This is a genomic window from Streptomyces sodiiphilus (assembly GCF_039529215.1).
Lineage (GTDB): Bacteria > Actinomycetota > Actinomycetes > Streptomycetales > Streptomycetaceae > Streptomyces > Streptomyces sodiiphilus.
Window position 1 is genome coordinate 74,456 of record NZ_BAAAMJ010000033.1, and the last position, 22,743, is coordinate 97,198.

At 73.3% G+C, this 22,743-nt stretch carries 21 protein-coding genes and 1 pseudogene; 7 read left to right on the forward strand and 15 right to left on the reverse strand.

Annotated elements, in window-relative coordinates; all coding sequences use genetic code 11:
* Window positions 1-60 precede the first annotated feature (60 nt).
* The 4 genes from ABD299_RS17335 to miaA form a co-directional block, all read right to left on the reverse strand.
* Complete coding sequence (locus ABD299_RS17335) at window positions 61-2,190, reverse strand: RelA/SpoT family protein (protein WP_344263412.1); 2,130 nt, start codon at window positions 2,188-2,190, stop codon at window positions 61-63.
* A gap of 158 nt (window positions 2,191-2,348) precedes the next feature.
* A complete protein-coding gene (dapF, locus tag ABD299_RS17340; RefSeq protein WP_344263414.1) occupies window positions 2,349-3,224 on the reverse strand; it encodes a diaminopimelate epimerase in 876 nt (291 codons plus the stop codon).
* A gap of 72 nt (window positions 3,225-3,296) precedes the next feature.
* The gene (locus tag ABD299_RS17345) at window positions 3,297-3,773 is read right to left on the reverse strand and encodes a hypothetical protein (RefSeq protein ID WP_344263465.1); all 477 of its coding nucleotides are present in this window, start codon (window positions 3,771-3,773) and stop codon (window positions 3,297-3,299) included.
* Between the two features lie 108 nt (window positions 3,774-3,881).
* Window positions 3,882-4,829, reverse strand: a complete 948-nt coding sequence (gene miaA / locus ABD299_RS17350) for a tRNA (adenosine(37)-N6)-dimethylallyltransferase MiaA (protein WP_344263416.1) — start codon at window positions 4,827-4,829, stop codon at window positions 3,882-3,884.
* A gap of 145 nt (window positions 4,830-4,974) precedes the next feature.
* On the opposite strand from miaA, the gene ABD299_RS17355 reads away from it, so the two are divergent.
* Window positions 4,975-5,247, forward strand: coding sequence for a hypothetical protein (locus ABD299_RS17355; RefSeq protein WP_344263418.1), 273 nt, complete (start codon window positions 4,975-4,977; stop codon window positions 5,245-5,247).
* An 88-nt stretch (window positions 5,248-5,335) separates the two neighbouring features.
* Here ABD299_RS17355 and ABD299_RS17360 read toward each other — a convergent pair whose 3' ends face one another.
* Complete coding sequence (locus ABD299_RS17360) at window positions 5,336-6,049, reverse strand: class III extradiol dioxygenase subunit B-like domain-containing protein (protein WP_344263420.1); 714 nt, start codon at window positions 6,047-6,049, stop codon at window positions 5,336-5,338.
* Window positions 6,050-6,116: 67 nt separating this feature from the next.
* Window positions 6,117-7,607 (reverse strand): tRNA (N6-isopentenyl adenosine(37)-C2)-methylthiotransferase MiaB, encoded by a 1,491-nt coding sequence (gene miaB / locus ABD299_RS17365; protein WP_344263422.1) that lies wholly within the window; start codon window positions 7,605-7,607, stop codon window positions 6,117-6,119.
* 118 nt (window positions 7,608-7,725) lie between these two features.
* Between miaB and ABD299_RS17370 the strand changes: the two genes are divergently transcribed.
* On the forward strand, window positions 7,726-8,718 hold the full coding sequence (locus ABD299_RS17370; RefSeq protein WP_344263424.1) for a TAXI family TRAP transporter solute-binding subunit: 993 nt from the start codon (window positions 7,726-7,728) through the stop codon (window positions 8,716-8,718).
* On the opposite strand, the gene ABD299_RS17375 is transcribed toward ABD299_RS17370, so the two are convergent.
* Together ABD299_RS17375 and ABD299_RS17380 are read right to left on the reverse strand one after the other, a co-directional pair.
* Entirely contained in the window at window positions 8,697-10,187 is a 1,491-nt protein-coding gene (locus tag ABD299_RS17375; RefSeq protein WP_344263426.1) for a sensor histidine kinase, read from the reverse strand. The two genes, ABD299_RS17370 and ABD299_RS17375, sit on opposite strands and share 22 nt — an antisense overlap.
* 20 nt (window positions 10,188-10,207) lie before the next feature.
* On the reverse strand, window positions 10,208-10,903 hold the full coding sequence (locus ABD299_RS17380) for a response regulator transcription factor (RefSeq protein ID WP_344263428.1): 696 nt from the start codon (window positions 10,901-10,903) through the stop codon (window positions 10,208-10,210).
* 288 nt (window positions 10,904-11,191) lie between these two features.
* Between ABD299_RS17380 and ABD299_RS17385 the strand changes: the two genes are divergently transcribed.
* The 5 genes from ABD299_RS17385 (at window position 11,192) to ABD299_RS17405 (ending at window position 16,310) form a co-directional block, all read left to right on the forward strand.
* Complete coding sequence (locus tag ABD299_RS17385) at window positions 11,192-11,971, forward strand: amino acid ABC transporter ATP-binding protein (protein ID WP_344263430.1); 780 nt, start codon at window positions 11,192-11,194, stop codon at window positions 11,969-11,971.
* 83 nt (window positions 11,972-12,054) lie between these two features.
* A complete protein-coding gene (locus ABD299_RS17390) occupies window positions 12,055-12,912 on the forward strand; it encodes a glutamate ABC transporter substrate-binding protein (RefSeq protein WP_344263432.1) in 858 nt (285 codons plus the stop codon).
* A 48-nt stretch (window positions 12,913-12,960) separates the two neighbouring features.
* Entirely contained in the window at window positions 12,961-13,635 is a 675-nt protein-coding gene (locus ABD299_RS17395; protein ID WP_344263434.1) for an amino acid ABC transporter permease, read from the forward strand.
* On the forward strand, window positions 13,632-14,615 hold the full coding sequence (locus tag ABD299_RS17400) for an amino acid ABC transporter permease (RefSeq protein ID WP_344263436.1): 984 nt from the start codon (window positions 13,632-13,634) through the stop codon (window positions 14,613-14,615). Before ABD299_RS17395 ends, ABD299_RS17400 begins: the two co-directional genes overlap by 4 nt.
* 72 nt (window positions 14,616-14,687) lie before the next feature.
* On the forward strand, window positions 14,688-16,310 hold the full coding sequence (locus ABD299_RS17405) for an FAD-dependent monooxygenase (RefSeq protein WP_344263438.1): 1,623 nt from the start codon (window positions 14,688-14,690) through the stop codon (window positions 16,308-16,310).
* 23 nt (window positions 16,311-16,333) lie between these two features.
* Here the strand turns inward: ABD299_RS17405 and recX are convergent.
* The 7 genes and pseudogenes from recX to ABD299_RS17440 form a co-directional block, all read right to left on the reverse strand.
* Window positions 16,334-17,029 (reverse strand): annotated as a pseudogene (recX, locus tag ABD299_RS17410) (recombination regulator RecX); the annotation flags it as partial.
* Entirely contained in the window at window positions 16,957-18,093 is a 1,137-nt protein-coding gene (gene recA, locus ABD299_RS17415) for a recombinase RecA (protein ID WP_344263440.1), read from the reverse strand. The pseudogene recX and the gene recA, both read right to left, overlap by 73 nt.
* Window positions 18,094-18,264: 171 nt before the next feature.
* Entirely contained in the window at window positions 18,265-18,459 is a 195-nt protein-coding gene (locus tag ABD299_RS17420) for a DUF3046 domain-containing protein (RefSeq protein ID WP_344263442.1), read from the reverse strand.
* Complete coding sequence (locus ABD299_RS17425) at window positions 18,425-19,786, reverse strand: JmjC domain-containing protein (RefSeq protein ID WP_344263444.1); 1,362 nt, start codon at window positions 19,784-19,786, stop codon at window positions 18,425-18,427. Before ABD299_RS17425 ends, ABD299_RS17420 begins: the two co-directional genes overlap by 35 nt.
* On the reverse strand, window positions 19,783-21,027 hold the full coding sequence (locus tag ABD299_RS17430) for a hypothetical protein (protein WP_344263446.1): 1,245 nt from the start codon (window positions 21,025-21,027) through the stop codon (window positions 19,783-19,785). Before ABD299_RS17430 ends, ABD299_RS17425 begins: the two co-directional genes overlap by 4 nt.
* Window positions 21,028-21,031: 4 nt before the next feature.
* Complete coding sequence (locus tag ABD299_RS17435) at window positions 21,032-21,199, reverse strand: hypothetical protein (RefSeq protein ID WP_344263448.1); 168 nt, start codon at window positions 21,197-21,199, stop codon at window positions 21,032-21,034.
* Between the two features lie 286 nt (window positions 21,200-21,485).
* Window positions 21,486-22,460, reverse strand: a complete 975-nt coding sequence (locus ABD299_RS17440; protein WP_344263449.1) for an arsenic resistance protein — start codon at window positions 22,458-22,460, stop codon at window positions 21,486-21,488.
* Window positions 22,461-22,743 lie beyond the last annotated feature (283 nt).

The following is a 22,743-nucleotide window of genomic DNA, read 5'->3' on the forward strand; positions in this document are numbered from 1 at the left end:
GCCGGGCCGGTGCGTCACCCCGGTTTGCCACCGCTTCCGGGTCCCGCGCGGCGACGGCGGTCAGGCTCCGTGCCGGACCTCCCGGGCCACGTCGTACACCCCCGGGACCCCGCGCATCGCACGCATCAGCCGCGGCAGCCCGGAGGCGTCCGGGAGCCGCAGGGTGTAGGTGTGCCGGACGCGCTGCTGCTGCGGTGGCTCGACCTCCGCCTGAACGACCGCCGCTCCGTGCTGCGCCATCGCCTCGGTGAGGTCGGCCAGCAGGCGGGGGCGCCCGAGCGCTTCGGCACGGAGGGTGACCCGGCAGCTCGCGGAGGACGACTTCCAGCGCACCGGCACGGACGCGCGCCCGGTGGCGGCCATCCGGACTGCCACCGGGCAGGAGCCCCGGTGCACGGCCACGGCCCCGCCACGCACGGCGAAGCCGGTCACCTGGTCCGGCGGCACGGGCGTGCAGCAACGAGCCAGACGCACCGGGGCCATGGGGAAGCCGGGCACCTCGGCAGCCGTTTCCGGCTCGGTCCCCGCGCCCGCGTCCCCGTCGGGGAAGGCGGCCGGGAGCGGCGCCCGGCCGGTGGCGACGGGCGGCGCCTCGGTGGCCGGCCGGCCCTCCAGCCAGCGGCGGATCGGTACCCGGGCCGCGGGGGTCCGGGCGTACTCCAGCCACTCCGGCGAGGGGCCGGTGCCGCTGTCCGGGGCGAGAAGCAACTGGAGGGTGTCCCCGTCCCGCAGGACGGTGCGCAAGGTGGCCAGGCGGCCGTTGACCCGCGCCCCGATGCAGGAGTGGGCGGCCTGCCCGTGCCGGGCGTAGGCGGCGTCCACGCAGGTGGCGTCGACCGGGAGCTGAAGGGGACCACGGGCGGCGATGCCGTCGGCGTCCTCGGCGAAGACGGTGATCTCGCGGTCCCGGGAGAGTTCGTCGCGCAGTTCGCTCCAGAAGGTGTCGGGGTCGAGAGCCTGCCGCTGCCACTCCAGGAGCCGGGAGAGCCAGCCGGGGCGGGTGGGGTCGGCCCGCTCGCCGTCCTCGCCCGGCGGCTCCGTGCCGTCCACCCGGTCCGGGTCGCCGAGCGCGACCACCCCTGCCTCGGCGACCCGGTGCATGCGGTGGGTGCGCACCAGCACCTCGGCCACTCTGCCCAGGTCGTCGGCCACCGCCGTGTGCAGCGACTGGTAGAGGTTGAACTTGGGGGCGGCGATGAAGTCCTTGAACGCCGAGAGCACCGGAGTGAAGCAGGTGTGCAGCTCCCCGAGCACGGCGTAGCAGTCGGCGTTCTCGGCCACCAGGATCAGCAGCCGGCCGAAGTCCGTCGGTCCGAGCCCGCCGCGCCGCACCCCCGCGCGGTGCACCGAGAACACGTGGCGCGGCCGGATCCGGACCTCGGCGGTGATCCCGGCCTCGCGCAGGATCTCGCGCACCGCGCCCGCGACCTCCGCGAGCTGATCGGGGCCGGCGCGGTGCTCACGGATGCGCTCCAGGGCCCGGGCGTGTTCCTCGGGATGAAGGATGGCGAAGACCAGGTCCTCCAGCTCCGTCTTGAGCGCCTGGACGCCGAGCCGTTCGGCGAGCGGGATCAGCACGTCCCGGGTGACCCGCGCGATGCGTGCCTGTTTCTCGGGACGCATCACGCCCAGCGTGCGCATGTTGTGCAGGCGGTCGGCCAGTTTGATCGACATGACCCGGACGTCGCTGCCGGTGGCGACGAGCATCTTGCGGAAGGTCTCGGGCTCGGCCGCGGCGCCGTACTCGACCTTCTCCAGCTTCGTCACGCCGTCGACGAGGTGGCCCACCTCCGCGCCGAACTCATGACGGACCTGGTCCAGCGTCACATCCGTGTCCTCCACCGTGTCGTGGAGAAGCGAGGCGGTCAGCGTGGTGGTACCGGCGCCGAGTTCGGCGAGGATCAGCGTGACGGCCAGGGGGTGGGTGATGTAGGGGTCGCCGGACTTGCGGAACTGGCCGCGGTGGGCGGCCTCGGCGAGGACGTATGCGCGGCGCACCGGGCCGAGATCCACGCCGGGATGGTGCCGCCGGTGCGCCTGGGCGACATGTTCCAGGGCGTCGGGCAACCGGGGCCGGACGGCGGTGCCGCGGACCGCGGCCCGGCCGATCCGGCGCAGCCTCAGCACGTCCTTGGGGTGTCCCCAGCGAACGCGGACAGCGCTGGTGGGTCCGGTCGCCTCTGCACTCATGGGCACCTCCCGCGGCCACGTGACCGGCCCTGGCAGTCCCGCAGCGGCGCCGGTGATTGATGGTAGCGAGCCGATCGGTGCCGGACGGCCAACAGCCGCCCTTCTCGCGGCAGATCACCCGTTCGAGCGATGTTTGTCCCGGGGAAGCTGGCCGAAAGTCAGCGGAACCAGTCCGGGTCGAGGGTCCCCTCGGCCACGATCACGGCAGGCCCGGTCATGGTGATGCGGCCGTCGGCCGCCTCGGTGATGAGCAGCCGGCCGCCGGGGACGTCCACCGTCCAGGTGAGGGGCTGCCCGTCGGCTGCCGGGTCGGCGCCCGCGCGCCGGGCGGCCGCGACCATGACGGCACAGGCACCGGTGCCGCACGAGCGGGTCTCGCCCGAGCCGCGTTCGTGCACGCGCATGGCCACATGCCCCGGCCCCCGGTCCACCACGAACTCGACGTTGGCGCCCTGCGGATAGGCGGCGGCCGGCTCCACGACGGGCGGGGCGAGCAGCGGACCGGCGTCGGACAGGTCGTCCACGAACGCCACGGCGTGCGGGTTGCCCATGCCGACATGGCGGGCGGGCCAGCTGCGGTCCCCCACCCTGACGGTGACGGACTCGCCCGGGCCGTCCGGCAGACGGGCGGAGCCCATGCCGACGCTGAGATCTCCCTCCCCCGAGACGCGTACCTCACGCACCCCGGCGCGGGTCGCGACCGGCAGCACGCCGTCCCCGGCGAGCCCGGAGCGCTGGAGGTACCGCGCGAAGACCCGCACTCCGTTGCCGCACATCTCGGCGACGCTTCCGTCGCTGTTGCGGTAGTCCATGAACCATTCGGCCTCGCCGGCCATCGCGCGCGCCTCGGGGTGGGCCGCGGAGCGCACCACGCGCAGCAGTCCGTCCCCGCCGATCCCCGCCCGCCTGTCGCACAGCCGGGCCACGGCCGCGGCGGGCAGCTCCAGGATGCCGTCCGCGTCGGGGAGGATGACGAAGTCGTTCTCGGTGCCGTGTCCCTTGAGGAAGCGGACCGGCCGTGATGCGCTGTTCACGCTTCCGATCGTACGTGCCGTCGCCCGCCGCGGAAGGACGGACCCGGCCGCGGCATCGGGCGGGCGGGAAGGTCAGCGCAGGCCGGCGACGCGCCAGACAGCGAACGCGGCCAGGAGCGTCAGGCCCACGCCGTAGAGTGCCAGGACCCGCCAGTCGGGCCTGCGCCCCGAGCCGCGCGGCGGCAGCCCGGGCCAGCTGTATCCCACCCGGCGCGCGGCCATCATTCCCCAGCCGGCGGCGCTGCAGCCAATGAGGAGCCCGAGCATCGCCACGACCGCTCCGGCGTCGTCGAAGGCGAAGGCGAGCGGGAAGGCGAACATCAGCGAGCCGAGAAGGCTCAGCAGGACGATCGGTGCGAGCTGCACCAGGCGCAGCCGACGGGGCGGGCGGAGCTCGCCGTAGTTCTCGCCGCGCTCGGCGGCGGTACCGGGGTCCGCGGCGGGTGCGTCCGCGAGCGGCTCCGGGGCAGGGGCCCGCAGGTCCTCCTCGGGGTTCTCCCCGAACGGCCTTCCGGCCCGGGCTTCGCTCTCTCGAGGGCCGGCCTCCATCGCCACGCGCCCTCCCAACTCACGGCTCTACGGCTGCAGCATTGCTCGATGATGGCACGTCCGCCGGTGACTGCCGGTCTCCGGAAGCGTCCCGATGCCATCACGTGATCAGGATGTGACCGTCCGTTCGAGCAGGTCCCACGCCTGTTCCCCCAGTGTTGCCGGTGCCGTCACCGAACCGTCCAGCCAGTGGACCCGCCGGTCCCGGCGGAACCAGGTCTCCTGCCGGCGGGCGAAGCGCTTGGTGGCGCGGACGGTCTCCTCCCGGGCCTGCTCCGGCGTGCTCTCCCCCGCCAGGGCCGCGAGCAGTTGCTGGTAGCCCAGTGCCCGGGAAGCGGTCCGGCCCTGCCGCAGCCCGGCGGCCTCCAGCCCGCGCACCTCCTCCACCAGGCCGGCTTCCCACATGCGGTCGACCCGGACGGCGATCCGCTCGTCCAGCTCCGGCCGGCCGACCCGTACGCCCAGATGCACGGTGCGGTAGTGCTCGCGCTCCTCGTCCGGCCCCGGCAGATGGGCCGTGAAGGGGCGCCCGGTGATCTCGATGACCTCCAGGGCCCGCACGATGCGACGCCCGTTGCCGGGCAGGATCGCCTCGGCCGCCCGGGGGTCGGCGAGGGCCAGCCGCCGGTGCAGCGGACCGCTGCCCACCTGGTCCAGCTCCGCCTCCAGCCTGGTCCGCACCCGCGGGTCGGTTCCGGGGAACTCGAGGGTGTCCACCGCGGCCCGCACATAGAGCCCGGAGCCGCCGACGAGCACCGGGGTCCGTCCGGCGGCCAGCAGCCGGTCGATCTCGGCCCGGGCCAGCCGCTGGTACTCGGCGACGCTGGCGGTCCGCGTCACGTCCCAGACGTCCAGCAGGTGGTGGGGCACGCCCTGCTGCTCCTTGGGCGTGAGCTTGGCGGTTCCGATGTCCATGCCGCGGTAGAGCTGCATCGAGTCCGCGTTGATCACTTCCCCGCCCAGCCGCCGGGCGATCTCCACCCCCAGTCCGGATTTCCCGGCCGCGGTGGGGCCGACGACGGTGATGACCTGGGGGGCGGAGGGACGGCTGCTCACCGGGGAAGTCTCGCAGACCCGGCGGGTCCGCCACGAACGAGGGACGTGACGCCACGGGAAGCCGGTCGTTTCCCGATCGAGGTCCGCCCGCCGGTTCTCCGTGCCGGGCGGGACGTCACCCGCACGAACGAGGTCAGGAGTAGACATGGGCGTACTTGCCTGGTTCCGCCGCCGTGGCGAGGAGGCACAGCAGCCGGCCGGGGAGCCGGCCGACGCGGCCGAGGACGGCGGATCGGAAGGGGCACGGGGTACGGAGGACCCGCCGGAGCGGCGGCCGGAGGCCGGTCCCTCCTCCGGCTCGTCCGCGGACCCGGCGGACCCGGCCGTGGTGGCCGACGGTGAGGCCGTCGGAATCCCCCAGCAGTCCTCCGCTCCGCAGGCCGCGGACAACGGGACCGGGGAGAGCGCCCGGCCGTGACCGCCGGGCATCCGCCGTCGTGGCGCCGCGCACGGCGTCGCGAGCCCGGGCGGGCCGGGGGCGCCACGCCCCCGGCCCGCCGCTCCGGTCAGCTCCAGACGGCAGTCAGGTAGGCAACGCCGTAAAGGGCTTCGTCGTGGAGCAGCTGCCCTGCCAGACGGACGCCTTCACCTGCCCCGGCCAGGACCTGCCAGCACGGCCGGCCCTCGGCGCCGAGCTCCGCCGCCGGCCCCGGATCGAGCGCGGCGAGGGCCGCGGTGTCCGCGTCGCCCAGTGCCCGGGCCACCGCCGCGTCGAAGCCCGCCGCCCGTTCGTCGAGGTGGCCGGGCGCCGTCAGGCTGCGGCAGATACTGCCGTCCCCCATCACCAGCAGGCCGAGACGTCCGGCCCTCGAAGCGATGTCACGGCCGGTCGCGACGCAGTCCCCGGTGGACATCGTCCGGTCGATGGCGAGCCCGTCGACCGGGGCGGCGGACCATCCGACGTGCTCCAGCAGCCAGGCTCCCACGGCGAGGGACGCCGGGAGCTCCCGGCCGCCCGGCGGGGCGTCCCCGGATCCCAGGCGGACGGTGAGATCCACGCCGAATCCCCGGAAGGACCCCGGAGTGCCTGCCGGCGCGGGGCCCGCCTCGTCCGGGCCGGCCGGGCCGATCACCAGCAGCCGGTCGAGCCGGGCGGCGGCGAGCACGCCCAGCGCTTCGGCGCAGGACCGCCGCACCGGCTCGAGCTCGGGTGCCGCTCCGGCCGCGACCTCGGGCACCAGCAGCGGCGGACAGGGGCAGACAGCGGCGGCGACGAGCATGACCGGAAGCCTACCGATGCGGCCCGCGGCCCCGGCGGCGGACGGCCGGGGGCACCGGCCGGTGCGCTCAGCCGGCCGGGCAGCCGCCCGCCGGCTCCGGCTGCGGCGGCGGCGCGCCGACAGTGGGCAGCGGGAGCATGACCCGGCCGCCCTGCTGCGGTGGTCCGGCGGTGCGCCGCTCCCAGGCATCGCCTGCCCGGGTGGGCCGCACGCCGCGGACCGGCCCTTCGGCGAGGAGGTGGTGCGGGGCGGCGTAGGTCACCTCGACGGTGACCACGTCGCCGGGGCGCACCGCCCCGGCGGGCCGGGCGAAGTGCACCAGACGGTTGTCGCGGGCCCGGCCGGACAGCCTGCGGGTCGCGTCGTCCTTGCGGCCCTCGCCCTCGGCGACCAGCACCTCGAGCGTGCGGCCGACCTGCTTGCGGTTCTCCGACCAGGAGATTTCCTCCTGGAGGGCTACCAGTCGTTCGTACCGCTCCTGGACGACGGCCTTGGGCACCTGGCCGTCCATGGTCGCCGCCGGGGTGCCGGGGCGCTTGGAGTACTGGAAGGTGAAGGCCTGGGCGAAGCGCGCCTCGCGCACCACGTGCAGCGTCTGCTCGAAGTCCTCCTCGGTCTCGCCGGGGAAGCCCACGATGATGTCGGTGGAGATGGCGGCGTCCGGCATGGCGGCGCGCACCCGGTCGATGATCCCGAGGTAGCGGTCCTGCCGGTAGGAACGGCGCATCGCCCGCAGCACACGATCCGACCCGGACTGCAGCGGCATGTGCAGCTGCGGCATCACATTGGGGGTGGCGGCCATCGCGTCGATGACGTCGTCGGTGAAGTCGCGGGGGTGCGGCGAGGTGAAGCGGACCCGTTCCAGGCCTTCGATCTCCCCGCAGGCCCGCAGCAGCTTGCCGAAGGCCTGCCGGTCGCCGATGTCCGAGCCGTAGGCGTTGACGTTCTGTCCCAGCAGGGTGATCTCGATGACGCCGTCGGCGACCAGCGCCTCGGCCTCGGCGAGGATGTCGCCGGGCCGGCGGTCCTTCTCCTTGCCGCGCAGCGCCGGGACGATGCAGAAGGTGCAGGTGTTGTTGCAGCCCACCGAGATCGCGACCCAGGCGGCGTAGGCGCTCTCGCGGCGGGTCGGCAGCGTGGAGGGGAACGCCTCCAGCGCTTCGGCGATCTCGACCTGTGCCTCGTCCTGGATGCGGGCCCGCTCCAGGAGCACCGGAAGGCTGCCGACGTTGTGCGTGCCGAAGACGACGTCGACCCAGGGCGCCTTCTTGACGATGGTGTCGCGGTCCTTCTGCGCCAGGCACCCTCCGACGGCGATCTGCATGCCCGGGCGGGCCGCCTTCTTGGGCGCGAGCTGCCCGAGATTGCCGTACAGCCGATTGTCCGCGTTCTCCCGGACCGCGCAGGTGTTCAGAACGACCACATCGGCCTGGTCGGCGTCCTTCGGCGCCCTGACGTAGCCGGCCCCCTCCAGGAGACCGGCCATCCGTTCGCTGTCATGCACATTCATCTGACAGCCGAAGGTCTTGACCTGGTAGGTACGTGCGGCGTCCGACATGCCAGAGCTCAGTCCAAACCAATCCGTGGGGTTCCCGGCCGTCAGTTTACGTCCCGCGGCCGCCTCGGTGGCGCGGGCTGCCTGGCCCCCTCGGCCGATCGCTGGCAGGATCGCGGACATGAGTGTCCCGCGCCCCTCCCGCCGGCAGGCACTGACCTGGGGCGGTGCCGCGGTGACGGCCGCGGGGGCGGCCGCGGCCTGGCGGTCCGTCTTCACCGGTGAGCCCCGCCCCGGCGGAGACCTGACGCTGAGCACCGGGGTGCCCAGCGGGGTGTACGCGCGCTACGGGCGGCTGCTGCAGTCCCAGCTCGCCCGGGACCTTCCGGAGGTCCGGATGCGGCTGACGGCCAGCGAGGGATCGGTGCAGAACATCGAGCGCCTGCTCGCCGGCGAGGCCGACTTCACCATAGCGACCGCGGACTCCCTCGCCGCCCACCAGGCGGCCGGCGGGGAGGGCTCGGACCGGATGCGTGCCTGCGCCCGGCTCTACGACGACTACCTGCACCTGGTGGTCCCGCGCGACTCGGCCGTGCGCGGCGCCCGCGACCTGGGCGGCCTGCTGGTCGGGGTCGGCCAGGACCAGTCCGGGGTGCAGCTGGTCACCCGCGAGCTTCTGGCGGCGGCCGGGCTGGACATGGACAAGGACGTCTCCCCGGTGCGGGAGGGCATCAACGCGATGCCCCGGATGCTGGAGGCAGGCCGGCTGGACGGCTTCTTCTGGTCCGGCGGGCTGCCCACCTCCGCCGTCCGGCAGCTCTCGCAGCGTGCCCAGATCCGGCTGGTGCCGCTGGGCGAGCTGCTGCAGCCACTGCGCGCCAGGGGACCGCACACCGCCTACTACCGGGCTGCGGTGATGCCGCCCGACGCCTACCCGGAGATCGCCGGTGGCCAGGTGATCGACACTCTCGCCGTGGCGAATCTGCTGGTGACCACGGTGGACGCGGACGCCGCGCTCACCGAGCAGATCACCCGCTCGGTGATCAACGGCCGGGACCGGATCGGCCGTCAGGTACACGCGGCCCAGCGGGTCGACCTGCGTACCGCGATCTACACCCAGCCGCTGGAGCTGCATCCCGGCGCCGGCGCCTACTACCGCTCCGTGAAGTCCTGAGCGCGGCCCTCCGGCACCGGCCCGACCACCACGTGACGGTGCCCGCCCGGGGGACGGGCCGGGGCTTCGGGGCCGGTACGCGGCAGCGTGACCGTCACCCGCAGACCGCGGGGCTCGTTGTGCGCGTAGTCGATCCGTGCCCCGCCGGTGGCGAGCAGCGCCCCGGCGATGGACAGGCCCAGGCCGGACCCGGAGACGTTCTGGTGCCGGCTGCTGCGCCAGAACCGGTCACCCACCCGCTCCAGTTCGTCGTCGCCCAGGCCGGGGCCGGTATCGGCGACCTTGACGGTGACCACTTCCCCGGCGGTGGTGACGGTCACCGTGACGTGTCCCCCCGAGGGGGTGAACTTCACCGCGTTGTCCACCACCGCGTCCAGGGCGCTGGACAGCGCGATGGGATCGACCCAGCCGGTGGCGGCCGTCGCCCCGGTCCGGTCCAGCCGCACATCGGCCCGGTCGGCGACCGGCTGCCAGGCCGCGACCCGTTCGGCGGCCAGAGCCGCCACATCGGTGAGCCGCAGGTCGGCCGGACTGTGTTCGGCCAGCGCCAGGTCCAGCAGATCGTCCAGCACCCGGGCCAGCCGTTTGCCCTCGGCTCGCACGGAGGCGAACTCCGCATTGCCCTCCGGCAGTTCCAGGCCCAGCAGGTCGATGCGCAGCAGCAGCGCCGCCAGCGGGTTGCGGAGCTGGTGGGACGCGTCGGCCACGAAGGCCCGCTGCTGGCTGAGCACGTCCTCGACGTGGTCGGCCATCTCGTTGAACGACCGGGCCAGGCGCTGCAGCTCCGGCGGGCCGCCGGCCGGGGCCACCCGGGAGGCCAGCTTGCCGGTGGCGATGTCGTGGGTGGCCTTGTCCAGGACCCGCACGGGCCGCAGCACCCAGCCGGTGAGCAGGACGGCGGCGCCCGCCGCGAGCAGCATCGCCGCGAGTTCGCCCGCGGCGATGGGCAGCCAGCCGTGCACGATCCGCGACCGCAGGGGGCCGGTCGGCGAGTCGGTGATCACGACGGCGATCACGTCGCCGTCCCTTATCACCGGGGAGGCCACGACCAGGCGCCGGTCGCGCTCCCACGGCCAGACCTGGCCCGGGCCGCTGCTGCGCCGGCCGGCCAGGGCCTCGCCGAAGGCGTCACCCGTCTCGGTACCCGCGGAGCGGGCCGGCCGCCAGCCGGCGGGGGCCGCCGCCATGGCCTGTCCGTCACGGTGGAAGACCCCGGCCCGGATGCTGTACAGGTCGTGGTACCGGTCGAGTTCCTCCTGGAGCGTGGCGAGCGGCCCGGGCACCGCGTCCGGTGGCGTGGCACCGGCGGCGAACTGGGCGAGGGACGCGAACCGGACGGTGTCGTCGATCCGGTCCACGACGACGCGCTGCTGCTCGCTGGCGGCCAGGCTGGTGGCCAGCGGGATACCCAGCGCCAGCAGGACACCGGCGAACAGCACCATGAGGAGGATGAGCAGCCGCGCGCGCATGGGGATACCCGTGGCCGCCCTCAGGCGGCCGGCAGGGCGAGCCGGTAGCCGACGCCGCGCACCGTCTCCACCAGGCCCGGGTGCCCGAGCTTGGCGCGCAGCGAGGCGACGTGCACCTCCAGCGTGCGGCCGGTGCCCTCCCAGTTGGTGCGCCACACCTCGCTGATGATCTGCTCCCGGCGGAACACCACGCCCGGGCGCTGGGCCAGCAGTGCCAGCAGGTCGAACTCCTTGCGGGTCAGGGTGACCGGCTCGCCGTCCACCGTCACCGTGCGGGTGAGCAGCTCCAGGCTGACCGGCCCGAGGGCGAGCGTCCGGTCCGGCCCATCGGGCAGCGCCTGGTCGGCGAGGTCGTCGGGGACCGCGCGCCGGCTCACGGCGTGGATGCGGGCCAGCAGCTCACCCGTGTCGTAGGGCTTGACCACGTAGTCGTCCGCACCGAGGTTCAGGCCGTGGATGCGGGAGCGCACGTCGGAGCGCGCCGTCACCATGATGACCGGGACCTGGGCCAGGCGCCGGATTCGGCCGCACACCTCGAACCCGTCGACGTCCGGCAGTCCCAGGTCGAGGAGGACGACGTCGAAGGAGGCCCCTCTCAGCCGGTCCAGCGCCTGCTCCCCGTTGCGGGCGTGCACGGTGTCGAAGCCGTGCCGGGCGAGGACGGCGAGGAGCGCGGCGGCGACGTGTTCGTCGTCCTCCACCAGCAGCAGCCTCATCCCGGCACCTCGCTTTCCGTTCCCCGCCGGCGTCCTGGCGGGCCGGACGCGTCCGCCTGTTCTCTTCCCGGCCCTTCGGGCATCCACCCCGATCCGGACGCCCGGCGTCAAGCCGCTCCGGTCCGCTCGGCTGTTCCGTTATCGAGCCGGTACGGCAGACAACACCGCCCCACAGAGCGTATTTGATGGCAATCAGATCGTTATGCTCAAGTTCCGCTCAGATGTGCTGACGCTGCTCCGCACGCTGGCTATGGTCCCTCCAACCGACGAGGACGGAGCAACAACACGATGAGCGAAGCACCGCTGGCCGGGCAGGACGCCGCGCCCCTGGCGGAGGACCTGGTCGTCCTGGACAGCGTGAACAAGCACTTCGGTGCGCTCCACGTGCTCCAGGACATCAACCTCACCATCCGGCGGGGCGAGGTCGTCGTCGTCATCGGCCCCTCCGGCTCCGGCAAGTCCACCCTGTGCCGGACGATCAACCGCCTGGAAACCATCGACTCGGGCACCATCACCATCGACGGCGAGCCGCTGCCCGAGGAGGGCAAGGCGCTGGCCAGGCTCCGCGCGGACGTGGGGATGGTCTTCCAGTCCTTCAACCTCTTCGCCCACAAGACGGTGCTCCAGAACGTCATGCTGGGTCAGATCAAGGTACGGCGCAGGAACAAGGCCGCGGCCGCCGAGAAGGCCCGCACCCTGCTGGACCGGGTCGGCGTGGCCGACCAGGCCGAGAAGTACCCCGCGCAGCTCTCCGGCGGTCAGCAGCAGCGGGTGGCGATCGCCCGGGCACTGGCCATGGAGCCGAAGGTGATGCTCTTCGACGAGCCGACCTCCGCCCTCGACCCGGAAATGATCAACGAGGTCCTGGAGGCCATGCAGCAGCTGGCCCGAGAGGGCATGACGATGGTCGTGGTCACGCACGAGATGGGCTTCGCCCGCTCGGCGGCCAACCGCGTCGTCTTCATGGCCGACGGACGCATCGTCGAGGAGGCCGAGCCCCACCAGTTCTTCGACAACCCGCGCAGCGACCGGGCGAAGGACTTCCTGTCGAAGATCCTCCAGCACTGACCCCGCGGCACCGGCACCACCGGCCCGGCCGCACAGCTGTCCCCCCTTATCCGCACTCCCGAACCGACAAGGGACGTACCATCATGAATTTCCGCAAGGCCAGCGCCCTGGCAGCAGCCGTCGTCGCCCTCTCCCTGACCGCCACCGCCTGCGGATCCGACGACGGCGGTGACGGCGCCGGCAACGGAGGCGGCGGCTCCGGCGACGGCGGCGGGTCCACGGTGACCATCGGCATCAAGTTCGACCAGCCCGGCCTCGGTCTGCAGACCCCTGACGGCGACTTCGAGGGCTTCGATGTCGATGTCGCCACCTACGTGGCCAACGAGCTCGGCTACGACGCCGAGGACATCGAGTGGAAGGAAGCCATCAGCGCCGAGCGCGAGAACATGATCAAGAACGGTGACGTCGACTTCGTCGTCGCCACCTACTCGATCACCGACCAGCGCAAGGAGGAGGTCTCCTTCGCCGGCCCGTACTTCATCGCACAGCAGGACCTGCTCATCCGCGCCGACGACGAGGTCACCGACGTCGAGCAGATCAACGACCTGAACCTGTGCTCGGTGGCCGGCTCCACCTCGGCCCAGAACGTCGCGGAGAAGTTCGCTCCGGACGCCGAACTGCAGGAGTACGGCGGCTACTCCGAGTGCCTGACCGGCCTGGAGAACAAGGCCGTGGACGCGCTGACCACCGACGACGCGATCCTGGCCGGCTACGCCTCGCAGGACGCCCACGCCGGCAAGTTCAAGCTGGCCGGGCTGGAGCTCAACCCCGAGCACTACGGCATCGGCGTCCCGAAGGACGACACCGAGCTGCGTGACAAGATCAACGCCGCCCTGGAGAAGATGGTCGAGGACGGCTCCTGGGCCCGGTTCGTCGAGACCCACTTCGGCCCGGCCGGCTACGAGGCCGCCGACGCCCCGGAGATCACCGAGACCGACTGAGGACACGGCGGAACGCCACCGGCCCCGGTGGCGCNGTTACGAGAGGCCGTGTTCGAATTTCTTGATCTCGAGCGGTACGACCTGCTCGGTGCGTTCTGGGTGACGGTGCAGCTCGCCGTCTACTCGGCGATCGGGTCCCTGATACTGGGTACCGTCCTGGCCGCGATGCGCGTGAGCCCGGTCCCGGTCATGCGGGGCTTCGGCACCGCCTATGTCAACGTCGTCCGGAACATCCCGCTGACAGTCGTCATCGTCTTCACCTCCCTGGGACTGTTCCAGACCCTGGGCATCGCACTGGGCGGGGAGGGCTTCACGGAGACGAACTTCCGGCTGGCGGTGCTCGGCCTCGCCACCTACACCGCGGCGTTCGTGTGCGAGGCGCTGCGCTCCGGCATCAACACCGTGCCGGTCGGCCAGGCCGAGGCAGGCCGGGCCCTCGGGCTCACCTTCTTCCAGGTGCTGACCCTGATCGTGCTGCCGCAGGCGTTCCGGGCAGTCGTCGCTCCGCTGGCCAATGTCCTGATCGCGCTGACCAAGAACACCACGGTGGCCTCGGCGATCGGAGTGGCGGAGGCGGCGTACCTGATGAAGTCGATGGTGGAGAACGAGTCCGATGCCCTGCTGCCCATCTTCGCGGTGTTCGCCTTCGGGTTCATCGTTCTCACCCTGCCGACAGGACTACTGCTCGGCCGGGTCAGCAAGCGCGTGGCGGTGAAGCGATGACTTCCGTTCTGTACGACGCCCCCGGGCCGCGGGCCCGGGTCCGCAACGTCCTCCTCAGCATCGCCTTCGGCATCGTCCTGCTCGCGGGACTGTGGTGGGTGCTGGACACCATGGCCGCCAAGGGCCAGCTGGCGGCCGACAAGTGGTCTCCGTTCGTCACCGACTCCCGGGTGTGGACCACCTACCTGCTGCCCGGGCTCCTCAACACCCTCAAGGCCGCCGGCCTGTCCATCCTCATCGCGCTCCCGCTGGGCGCCGTGCTGGGTATTGCCCGGATGTCCGACCACTGGTGGATCCGCTGGGCCGCCGGGGCCATCGTGGAGTTCTTCCGGGCCATCCCGGTGCTCCTCCTCATGGTCTTCGCCAGCGCCGCCTACGCGCTGTGGACGAACATCAGCTCCGACCTCCGTCCGCTGTACGCCGTGGTCACCGGCCTGGTGCTCTACAACGCGGCCGTCATCGCGGAAGTGGTGCGCGCCGGCATCCAGGCCCTTCCCACCGGACAGACCGACGCGGCCAAGGCGATCGGCATGCGCAAGGGCCAGACCATGACGTACGTGCTGCTGCCTCAGTCGGTCACGGCCATGCTGCCGGCGCTGGTCAGCCAGCTGGTGGTGATCGTCAAGGACACCGCCCTGGGCGGCGCCATGCTGAGCTTCAGCGAACTGCTGCGGGCGGCCCGGCCGATCAGCGCCAACTACGGCGCGAACACCATCGCCACCTTCACCGTCGTCGCGATCATCTTCATCGTGCTGAACTCCATGATCACCTCCTTCGCGAGCTGGCTGGAGGGCCGGGTGCGCCGCGGCAAGCGGTCCACCGGCGCGGTGGTGAAGGCCGGTCTGGTCGACGAGATGAAGACCGTCGGACCCGATACCGCCCCGCAGCCGCCCACCGCTCCCCGCGAGGACGGCGAGGCCCCCGGGCCGGACGGCCCGGCGACCGGAGGAGGCACCGCGGGCCCCGGCTCCGGCCGCTGACCCACCCTTACGCGACTGCCCCGGGCCGGCGCCGACTTGACGCATGAACACCGGGTCTGTTGCATACGTGCTGTGCTGCCCGTGATCATCGTCGGCGCGGGCCCTACGGGGCTCGCGCTGGCGCTTGCCCTGGCCGGACACGGCGTTCCGTCCCAGGTGCTCGACGAAGGCGACGGGCAGCCGGCCGTCCGGCCGGCCCGCACCTGCGTCCTGCCGTGGGACATCGCCCGCTGGGCCCGCCGCCACGGCGCCGTCCGGGAAGCGGCCGGCTGGCGGGTCTGGCAGACCACTCACCGGCACCGGACGGTGCTGCGTGAGGACTTCGACGAGGACACCGCCTCTCTCCACCTTCCCCAGCACGCGCTGGAGGAGAGTCTGCGCCGCGCCGTGGAGGGGCAGCGTCTGATCCGGGTGACCAACGGCTGCCGGCTGGTCTCGCTGGAACAGGACCGCGACGCCGTCCTCGCCCGGACCACCGCGGGCGGGCCGGACGCCGGGGCGGTGTCCGGCGACAGCGTGCAGGAGTGGCGCGGCAGCCACCTGGTCGGCTGCGACGGTGCCCGCTCCACGGTCCGGAAACTGCTGCGCATCGCGTTCGCCGGCCGCACGGCGGTCGAGCGCTACGCCGTCGCGGCCCTGCGGGCCGCTCTGCCCCGCCCCGGTGAGGCCGGGCTGCACTGCGGGCTGCCGGGCGCCACCCGGTCCGAGCCCGGGGAGGTCACCGTCCGCCCGCTGCCCCGTGAACGATGGCGGCTGGACTGGCCGCTGGCCGGGGACGGCGCCCTGATCACCCCCGACACCATGCTGGAGCGCATCCACACCACTCTGGCCGCCTGGCACGACGGAGAGGTCCCCGAGTACGAACTGCTCGACACCGGCGTCCACATCTGTCACCAGCGGCTCGCCCGCCGCTGGCGCTCGGGACGGGTCTTTCTGGCCGGCGACGCCGCCCACCTGCTGGGCGCGCTGGGCACCCAGCAGGTCGCGGAAGGACTGCGGGACGCGGAGAACCTCGCCTGGAAGCTCGCCGCCGCCTGCCACGACGGCGACACCACCGGCACGGGGCACCTGCTGGACAGCTATGAGGCCGAGCGCCGCGCAGCCGTCGGCGCCCGGCTGCGGGCCGTCGACCAGGCGCTCCCACTGGTACGCGGGCGCGGCGGGCTGTCCGCCCGGCTCACCGGAGGCGGAGGCCGCAGCAGGCTCGCGCTGCTCTCGGACAGCCATCTGGGGCGCGGCACGCTGGGAGCGGTGCCGGAGTACTCCCGCTCACCGCTGGCCCCTCCCGGTTCCGTCGGCACGGTCGCCGGCGCCGCCACCGGAGCGCCGGTGACCGATGTCCCGGTGATCGCCCTTGACGGCAGCCGCGGGCGGCTGCACGAACGACTGGGCGGGGCGCTGCTGCTGGTGCTCACCGCTCCCGGCGCCCGGGTCTGGGACGCCCGCCACTGGCTGGCGGCCGGGCTGATGCCCGAACTCGCCCGCGTCGCGAGCCATCTGCCGCTGCCCGCCGACCTGCTGGTGACCGAGGAGTACCCCGGCACGAGCGCGCACACCGTGCTCGTGGTCCGTCCGGACGGCCACCTGGCCGCGGCCCTGCCCAGTGCCGCCGAGGGACCGCTGCGGGCCTGTGTCGACGCACTGCGGGGAACCGCCCCCGGTGCCACCGGTGTCCGGACCGGCCCTCCGGGCTGAGAACCCCGGGCCGAACTCCGGGATCAGACCTCCGGAAGATACCTCTCCAGCATCTCCGGGTCCTCGCCCTCCTCCTCCAGTGCCTGCCGGACCACCCGCAGTGCCATGCCCTCCGGGTACCCCTTGCGGGCAAGCATCCCGGCCAGCCGGCGCAGTCGCTTCTCCCGGTCGAGTCCGCGCGTGGCCCGCAGCCTGCGGTCCACCAGAGCACGGGCGGTCCGCTCCTCCTGGTCGGTGTCGAGCCGGCTGACCGCCTGCTCCACCACGGACGAGTCCACCCCCTTCGCCCGCAGCTCCCGGGAGAGTGCCCGGCGGGCCAGCCCCCGGCCGTGATGCCGGGACTCCACCCAGGCCCCGGCGAACGCCGCGTCGTCGATGAGCCCGGCGCCCTCCAGACGGTCCAGCACCTGCGTGGCGGCCTCTTCCGGCACCTCACGCTTGCGCAGTGCCTCGGCGAGCTGCTCACGGGTGCGCGGGGCACCGGTGAGCAGGCGCAGGCAGATCGCCCGCGCACGCTCCACCGGGTCGCGAGGAGAACGCGGTGACTCCGCTCCGGCCCTCGACAGAGCGGAGTCACCGCCGTTTCCGGTGCCGGCCTCCGCCACCTGCGTCCGGTCCGCCGGCCAGTCGCTGCGCCGCGTCACCGTCAGCTCTTGACCGCGGCCGGCTTGACCGCGGCCGACTTGGCGGCGGTGGCCTTCACCGGCTTCGCCGCCTTCGCCGCCGGGGGCGTCTCCTTGCCCGCACCGGCACCGGCGGCGGCAGGCTCATCCTCCGGGGTCTGGGGGCGCGGACCGATGCCCAGCTTCTCCTTGATCTTCTTCTCGATCTCGTTGGCCAGGTCCGGATTGTCGCGCAGGAAGTTGCGGGCGTTCTCCTTGCCCTGGCCCAGCTGGTCGCCCTCGTAGGTGTACCAGGCTCCGGACTTCCGGATGAAGCCGTGCTCCACGCCCATGTCGATCAGACCGCCCTCACGGCTGATCCCCAGGCCGTAGAGGATGTCGAACTCGGCCTGCTTGAAGGGCGGGGCCACCTTGTTCTTGACCACCTTGACGCGGGTGCGGTTGCCCACCGCGTCGGTGCCGTCCTTGAGGGTCTCGATACGGCGGATGTCCAGCCGGACCGAGGCGTAGAACTTCAGGGCCCGGCCGCCGGTGGTCGTCTCCGGGGAGCCGAACATCACGCCGACCTTCTCCCGAAGCTGGTTGATGAAGATCGCTGTGGTCCTGGACTGGCTGAGCGCGCCGGTGATCTTCCGCAGCGCCTGGCTCATCAGCCGGGCCTGGAGGCCGACGTGGGAGTCACCCATCTCGCCCTCGATCTCCGCCCGCGGCACCAGTGCGGCCACCGAGTCGATGACGATCAGGTCCAGCGCACCGGACCGGATCAGCATGTCGGTGATCTCCAGCGCCTGCTCGCCGTTGTCGGGCTGGGAGAGGATCAGCGAGTCGATGTCCACCCCGAGCTTCTGGGCGTACTCCGGATCCAGGGCGTGCTCGGCGTCCACGAAGGCCACCGTGCCGCCGGCCCGCTGCGCGTTCGCCACGGCGTGCAGGGTCAGGGTGGTCTTGCCGGAGGACTCCGGACCGTAGACCTCCACCACCCGGCCGCGTGGGATCCCTCCCACTCCCAGGGCGACGTCCAGAGCCGTCGAGCCGGTGGGGATGACCTCGATCGGCTCGTTCGGCCGCTCGCCCAGGCGCATCACGGCACCCTTGCCGAACTGCCGCTCAATCTGTGCGAGTGCGGCGTCGAGCGCCTTCTCGCGGTCCGTACCTGCCATGGGTGTCACCCGGTCCGTCTGATTCGATCGCTTCACGTCCACGGACGTTAGCGCCCGCCACTGACAATCGCTCCCGCGGCGCTGTCTCCGTCCCCCCATGAGAATGCCTGTTCGATTTTCGTGTCAAGCGGCACGCCGGTCCCGGGGCCCACCCGGCCCGTCGGGGTCCGCTCAGCGCAGGTGCCCCGGGACGTCCATGGTCACGCACACCGCCCGCCAGATCTCCTTGGCATCACACCCGGCGGCCAGCGCCTCGTGCACCGTCCGTCCGCCGAGCTCGGACATCACGTGGTCCCGGGCGAAGGAGTCCGCGTACGCTCCGCCGAAGTGCTCAGCCATCCGCTGCCAGAAATCCGTCAACCGCATGGTCCCCAGTATCCCGGGTCGCCGACGCGTCCCGGGCCGGCGCACTCCCGGCCCTCTCCCTGGCGACCGCCCCGAAGGACTCCAGCTCGCGCAGCAGCCGCCCGGCGGCCGCCGCGGTGCCGGACGGCAGTCCCGACAGCAGGGCCCCGACAGCCGGCGGCCGCGCGCCGCCCAGGGCCCGCAGCAGCCGGATCAGATCGGGCCGTGGCAACCGGGTGCGGGCGACGTGTCCGGCCGCCCCGCACAGCAGTTCCCCGTCCTCGCCCTCGGTCCACAGAACGGGCTCGGTGGCCCGCAGCACCTCCGCGTCGGCGGCCGGCGGCGGCAGCGGACCGGGCGGCGGCGCCGGCCGGAAACCACCCGCCGTCCAGTGCTCCAGCGACCGCACCCGCACCAGATCGGCCAGCCGCCCCGGCTCACCGAGCCCCCGGAACAGCGCCAGCGCCCGGTCCAGGGCCGCCGGCAGTTCCCCGGACAGCCCGGCGGGCGCCTCGGCGGGCGGTACCAGCAGCGAGTCCGGCACCCGCGGGAGCCGCCCGATGTCCGTCTCCAGGGTCAGCAGCGCGGAGGCGTCCAGGCCGACCAGCAGGTCCATCAGGTCGGTGACCGCGCGATGGTCCTCCCGGGGCACGCCCACGTTGACGCTGGTGGCCGGCTCGTCGCCGCCCGCCGCGCTCTCCCCGACGTGATAGTGGCTGGAGGGCCAGTACAGCAGGTCGCCGGGGGCCACCTCGACGCTGAACGAACTCTCCCGGCAGTGCGCGTAGTCGAGCACGGTGGTCATCGGCCCCGACCACGGCCGGACCGGCCAGAAGCGCATCCGCTTGCGGCCCCGCAGCGCGTACATGAAAGTGGCGAAGCGGTCCCGGTGGACACCCACCGGACTGTGCTCGTAGGTGCCGTGGAACAGCGTCGTGATGACGCCGCCCGCCGGCTGTCCCACCTGCTCCCACAGGCCCTGGTAGAACGCCCGCTCCCGCTGCCACAGCGGGGCGTGACCGGTATGAAAACCGTGCACCACCAAGGCGTAGCGGCGGCCCCCGAGCTCCCGGGCGAGCCGCTCGCCGTACCCGGCCAGCGAACCGTCCGACGGCTGCGGCAGCCAGGACCCGGGCCGGGTCTGCTGCTCGCGCCCGATGGTGAACTGCGCATTGGGCGGCATCAGCCGCGGCCCCGGTGGCCGGGTGCCCTGCACGGCCGCCCGGAAGACCTCGTCCGCCTGGAACGGAGCCGGGGCGACGCCCCGGAACAGCACCGGCTCCCGGTCCCAGTGGCGCTCGGCGAAGAGCTTCCAGTCCAGAGAGTCCAGCACGGGCGGTTCCGTCACCGTTCCTCCTCGCCCGGCCCGCCGGCGGTGCCGGTCACCTCGATGCCGCGCAACCGGTACAGCGCGCGCAGCAGCGTGAGTACCGTGCCGCCGCCCTCGGGGGCGCCCACCGCGCGGCACAGTTCCGCCACCGAGGTGACGGTGCCCCGGGGCAGCCCGCGCAGGACTTTGTCACCGGCGCCCCCGGTCACCCGGAAGACGTGGCCGTTGACCGCCCATACCCAGTGGCCGGGTCCGTCCGGCACCCGGACGACCTCGCTGACGCGACGGACGCGGCTGCCGAACGTCACGGCGGACAGCTCCGCCTCGTCCCGGGGCAGGGGCGCGGGCTCCAGCCCGGCCGCCGACCGGCGGGCGGCCCACTGCACCCGCAGCGCCCGGGCGGGTCGCGGACCGCCGAGGACCGCGGAGACCGCCTGGGCCACGGCCTCGACATGGGACGCCACCGGGACCCGGCCGTCCTTGTCCGCCGGTGGCGGGAAGGGCAGCACGGGCACCCCGCCGTTCTTCTCCCGCCCGGTCTCCAGGAATCCGGCCAGCAGATTCTTGACCGCCCCGGCCGCCAGCCGCGGTCCGGCCGGCACCCGCAGGCGCAGGGTGAGGCAGCCCTCGTCGTGCACCTCGCAGGAGCGGAACGCGGCGGGCCAGTACACCATCTGCCCTGCCCGCACGCGGAAGGTACGCACCCCCTCGGTGTCCGGACCGAGCGACGGCGGTGGCTCACCCCGCTCCTCCGGCCACAGCCGGGCCTCCAGCGTCCCGCTCAGCACCCAGGTCAGCACGGCCTCCTCGGCCGGGAGGGCAAGACCTTCGTCCCGGACGCAGCGGCGGTCGCCCATGGTCAGCTCCGCCGTCACCGGCAGCGCCGGCCAGCCCACCCGCGACCACAGGAGGGCCAGCTCGTCACGGACCGCCGACCACAGCACCGGGTCCAGCGCCAGCGGCTGTTCGGCGACGAGCAGCCAGCCGGTTCCCGGCAGTTCCCCGCGGAGCCTGCGGAGATAGCCGTCAGCTGTCCGGTCCCCGGCAGCCGGCAGCAGCCCGCCCGGCGCCCGCAGCCGGCCGCCGTCGGTACGGAAGCGGACATCGGGCAGCGAGCGGAAGCGCGTGCCGTCCCGGAACGGCGCGGCCGCCTCCGTCAGCGCGCGGTGGGCGCGCTCCGGAGCCACCACGGCCGGTGCGGGCAGCAGAGCGGGCTCCCGGCCCCAGCGGTGCGCCCCGAAGTGCGCCCAGTCCGGCACGCCTTCAGCAGCAATAGCCCGCACCCGCGCAGCTGAGTGGGTGCGGCATGGTGTACATGCTCGGTCCGGGGAGTTGGGGAATGTCCTGTTCGAGGTCGCCGATGACCAGGTCGAAGGACTCCTCACCGGTGTGGATGTCGACCAGCGGTTCCTGCGCGACGGCTTCAGCCATGTCCGTTCTCCTCAGGTGGGGGAACCGGTGCCCGCCGGTGTGACGGGGCCCGGTTCGTCGGGAGCAACTGTGTTCGGCGGCTGTGCGGGTGCCGCGTGCCCGCCGGTGCCTCACGGCCGCCGGTGGCACGACGGCCGGAGCATGGCAACCGCCGCCGGGGGCTGTCAAGAACACGGGGAGCTCACGGGGACGCTTTCGCGCCACCCCCGCCGCGGACTTTCCCGGGCCCGCCGCGGCCCGGCGCTCGCCTCCTGGCGGCGCGACAGCCCGCGGCCGGAGCGGTTCCCTACGGCGTGTCGGCCCGCGCCGGTGGGTATTCCCGGACCCTCGCCAGTTGTGCGATCACCGTCAGCAGCGGCAGTTCCAGCAGGGGACCGACGACCAGGGCGACCGCGATGAGGGGCCGGTCGGGGAAGGCCGCCACCGCGAGGGCCAGCGCGAGGGGCGAGTTGCGCGCGGTCACCGTCATGGTCAGGGTCACTCTCTGCGGTGCCGGCAGGCGCAGGAGCCGGGAAACACCTGTGGCGGTCAAGGGCAGCACGGTGAAGAAGATCCCCAGCGGGACGAACAGCGCGATCAGGTCCGTGGCGTGCTCGGTCACGTTGCGCGCCTGCCCGGCGAACATCGCGGCCACGGCCAGGCACAGCAGGGGCAGCACCAGGCGGCCCGCAGGCGCGGCGAGCCGCCTCCGCCGCCAGTCGGCCCCCTTGAACCTGCCGGTGGTCCGGCGCAGCACCAGTGCGGCCGTCAGGGGGGCCAGCAGGACCAGCAGGACCGATTCGGTCAGACCGGCGGCGCCGATCGTGGTGGCCTGCCCGCCCAGCAGCAGTACGTAGACGGGCAGGAGTACGAGCTGCAGGACGAGATTGACGGGCAGCAGAGCGGCGGCGATGCCGGTGTGGCCGCGCGCCATGGCGGTGAAGACCAGGTACCAGTCCGTGCACGGGGTGACCAGCAACAGCAGCAGACCGATGCGCAGATCGGGCTTGTCGCCCAGCAGTCCGGCGCCCAGTGCCCAGGCCAGTGCCGGGGTGAAGAGGAAGTTGAGCACCAGGCTGGCGGCGACCACGGCCCCGGCCCGGCGCACCGCCCCCACCTGCGCGGCGTCCATCTGCAGGAACACGGCGGTGAGCATCACCAGCAGGGCGGGCAGCACCAGGTGCCCGGCGGCCGGGCCGACGGGCCACAGCAGTCCCGTGCCGAGTCCCGCCAGCGCGGCCAGGGCCACCAGCACACTCTGGAGGCGTTCGGTCGGTGACATGGTTGCCTTCCGTCACAAGGCGCCGGGCGGCCGGGGGCGGTCCCGGGCGACGGAGACCAGCCTCCCGGACGCACGGCAGTCCGGTGCCCGCGCCCCCCGTCCTCACCCTGTCAGCGCGCGGACCAGTGCGGTCGCCGCGACCGCGACCGCCACCACGAGGAGGAAAGGGGCACGCAGCAGCGGTGGCGGCCGGCAGCCCGGCGGCGCGCGCCTCCAGCGCGGCTTCCCGGCGCCCGGGAGGGTGGGTGCCGCAGCCGGGACACCTGCCGCGGCCCGGCGCACG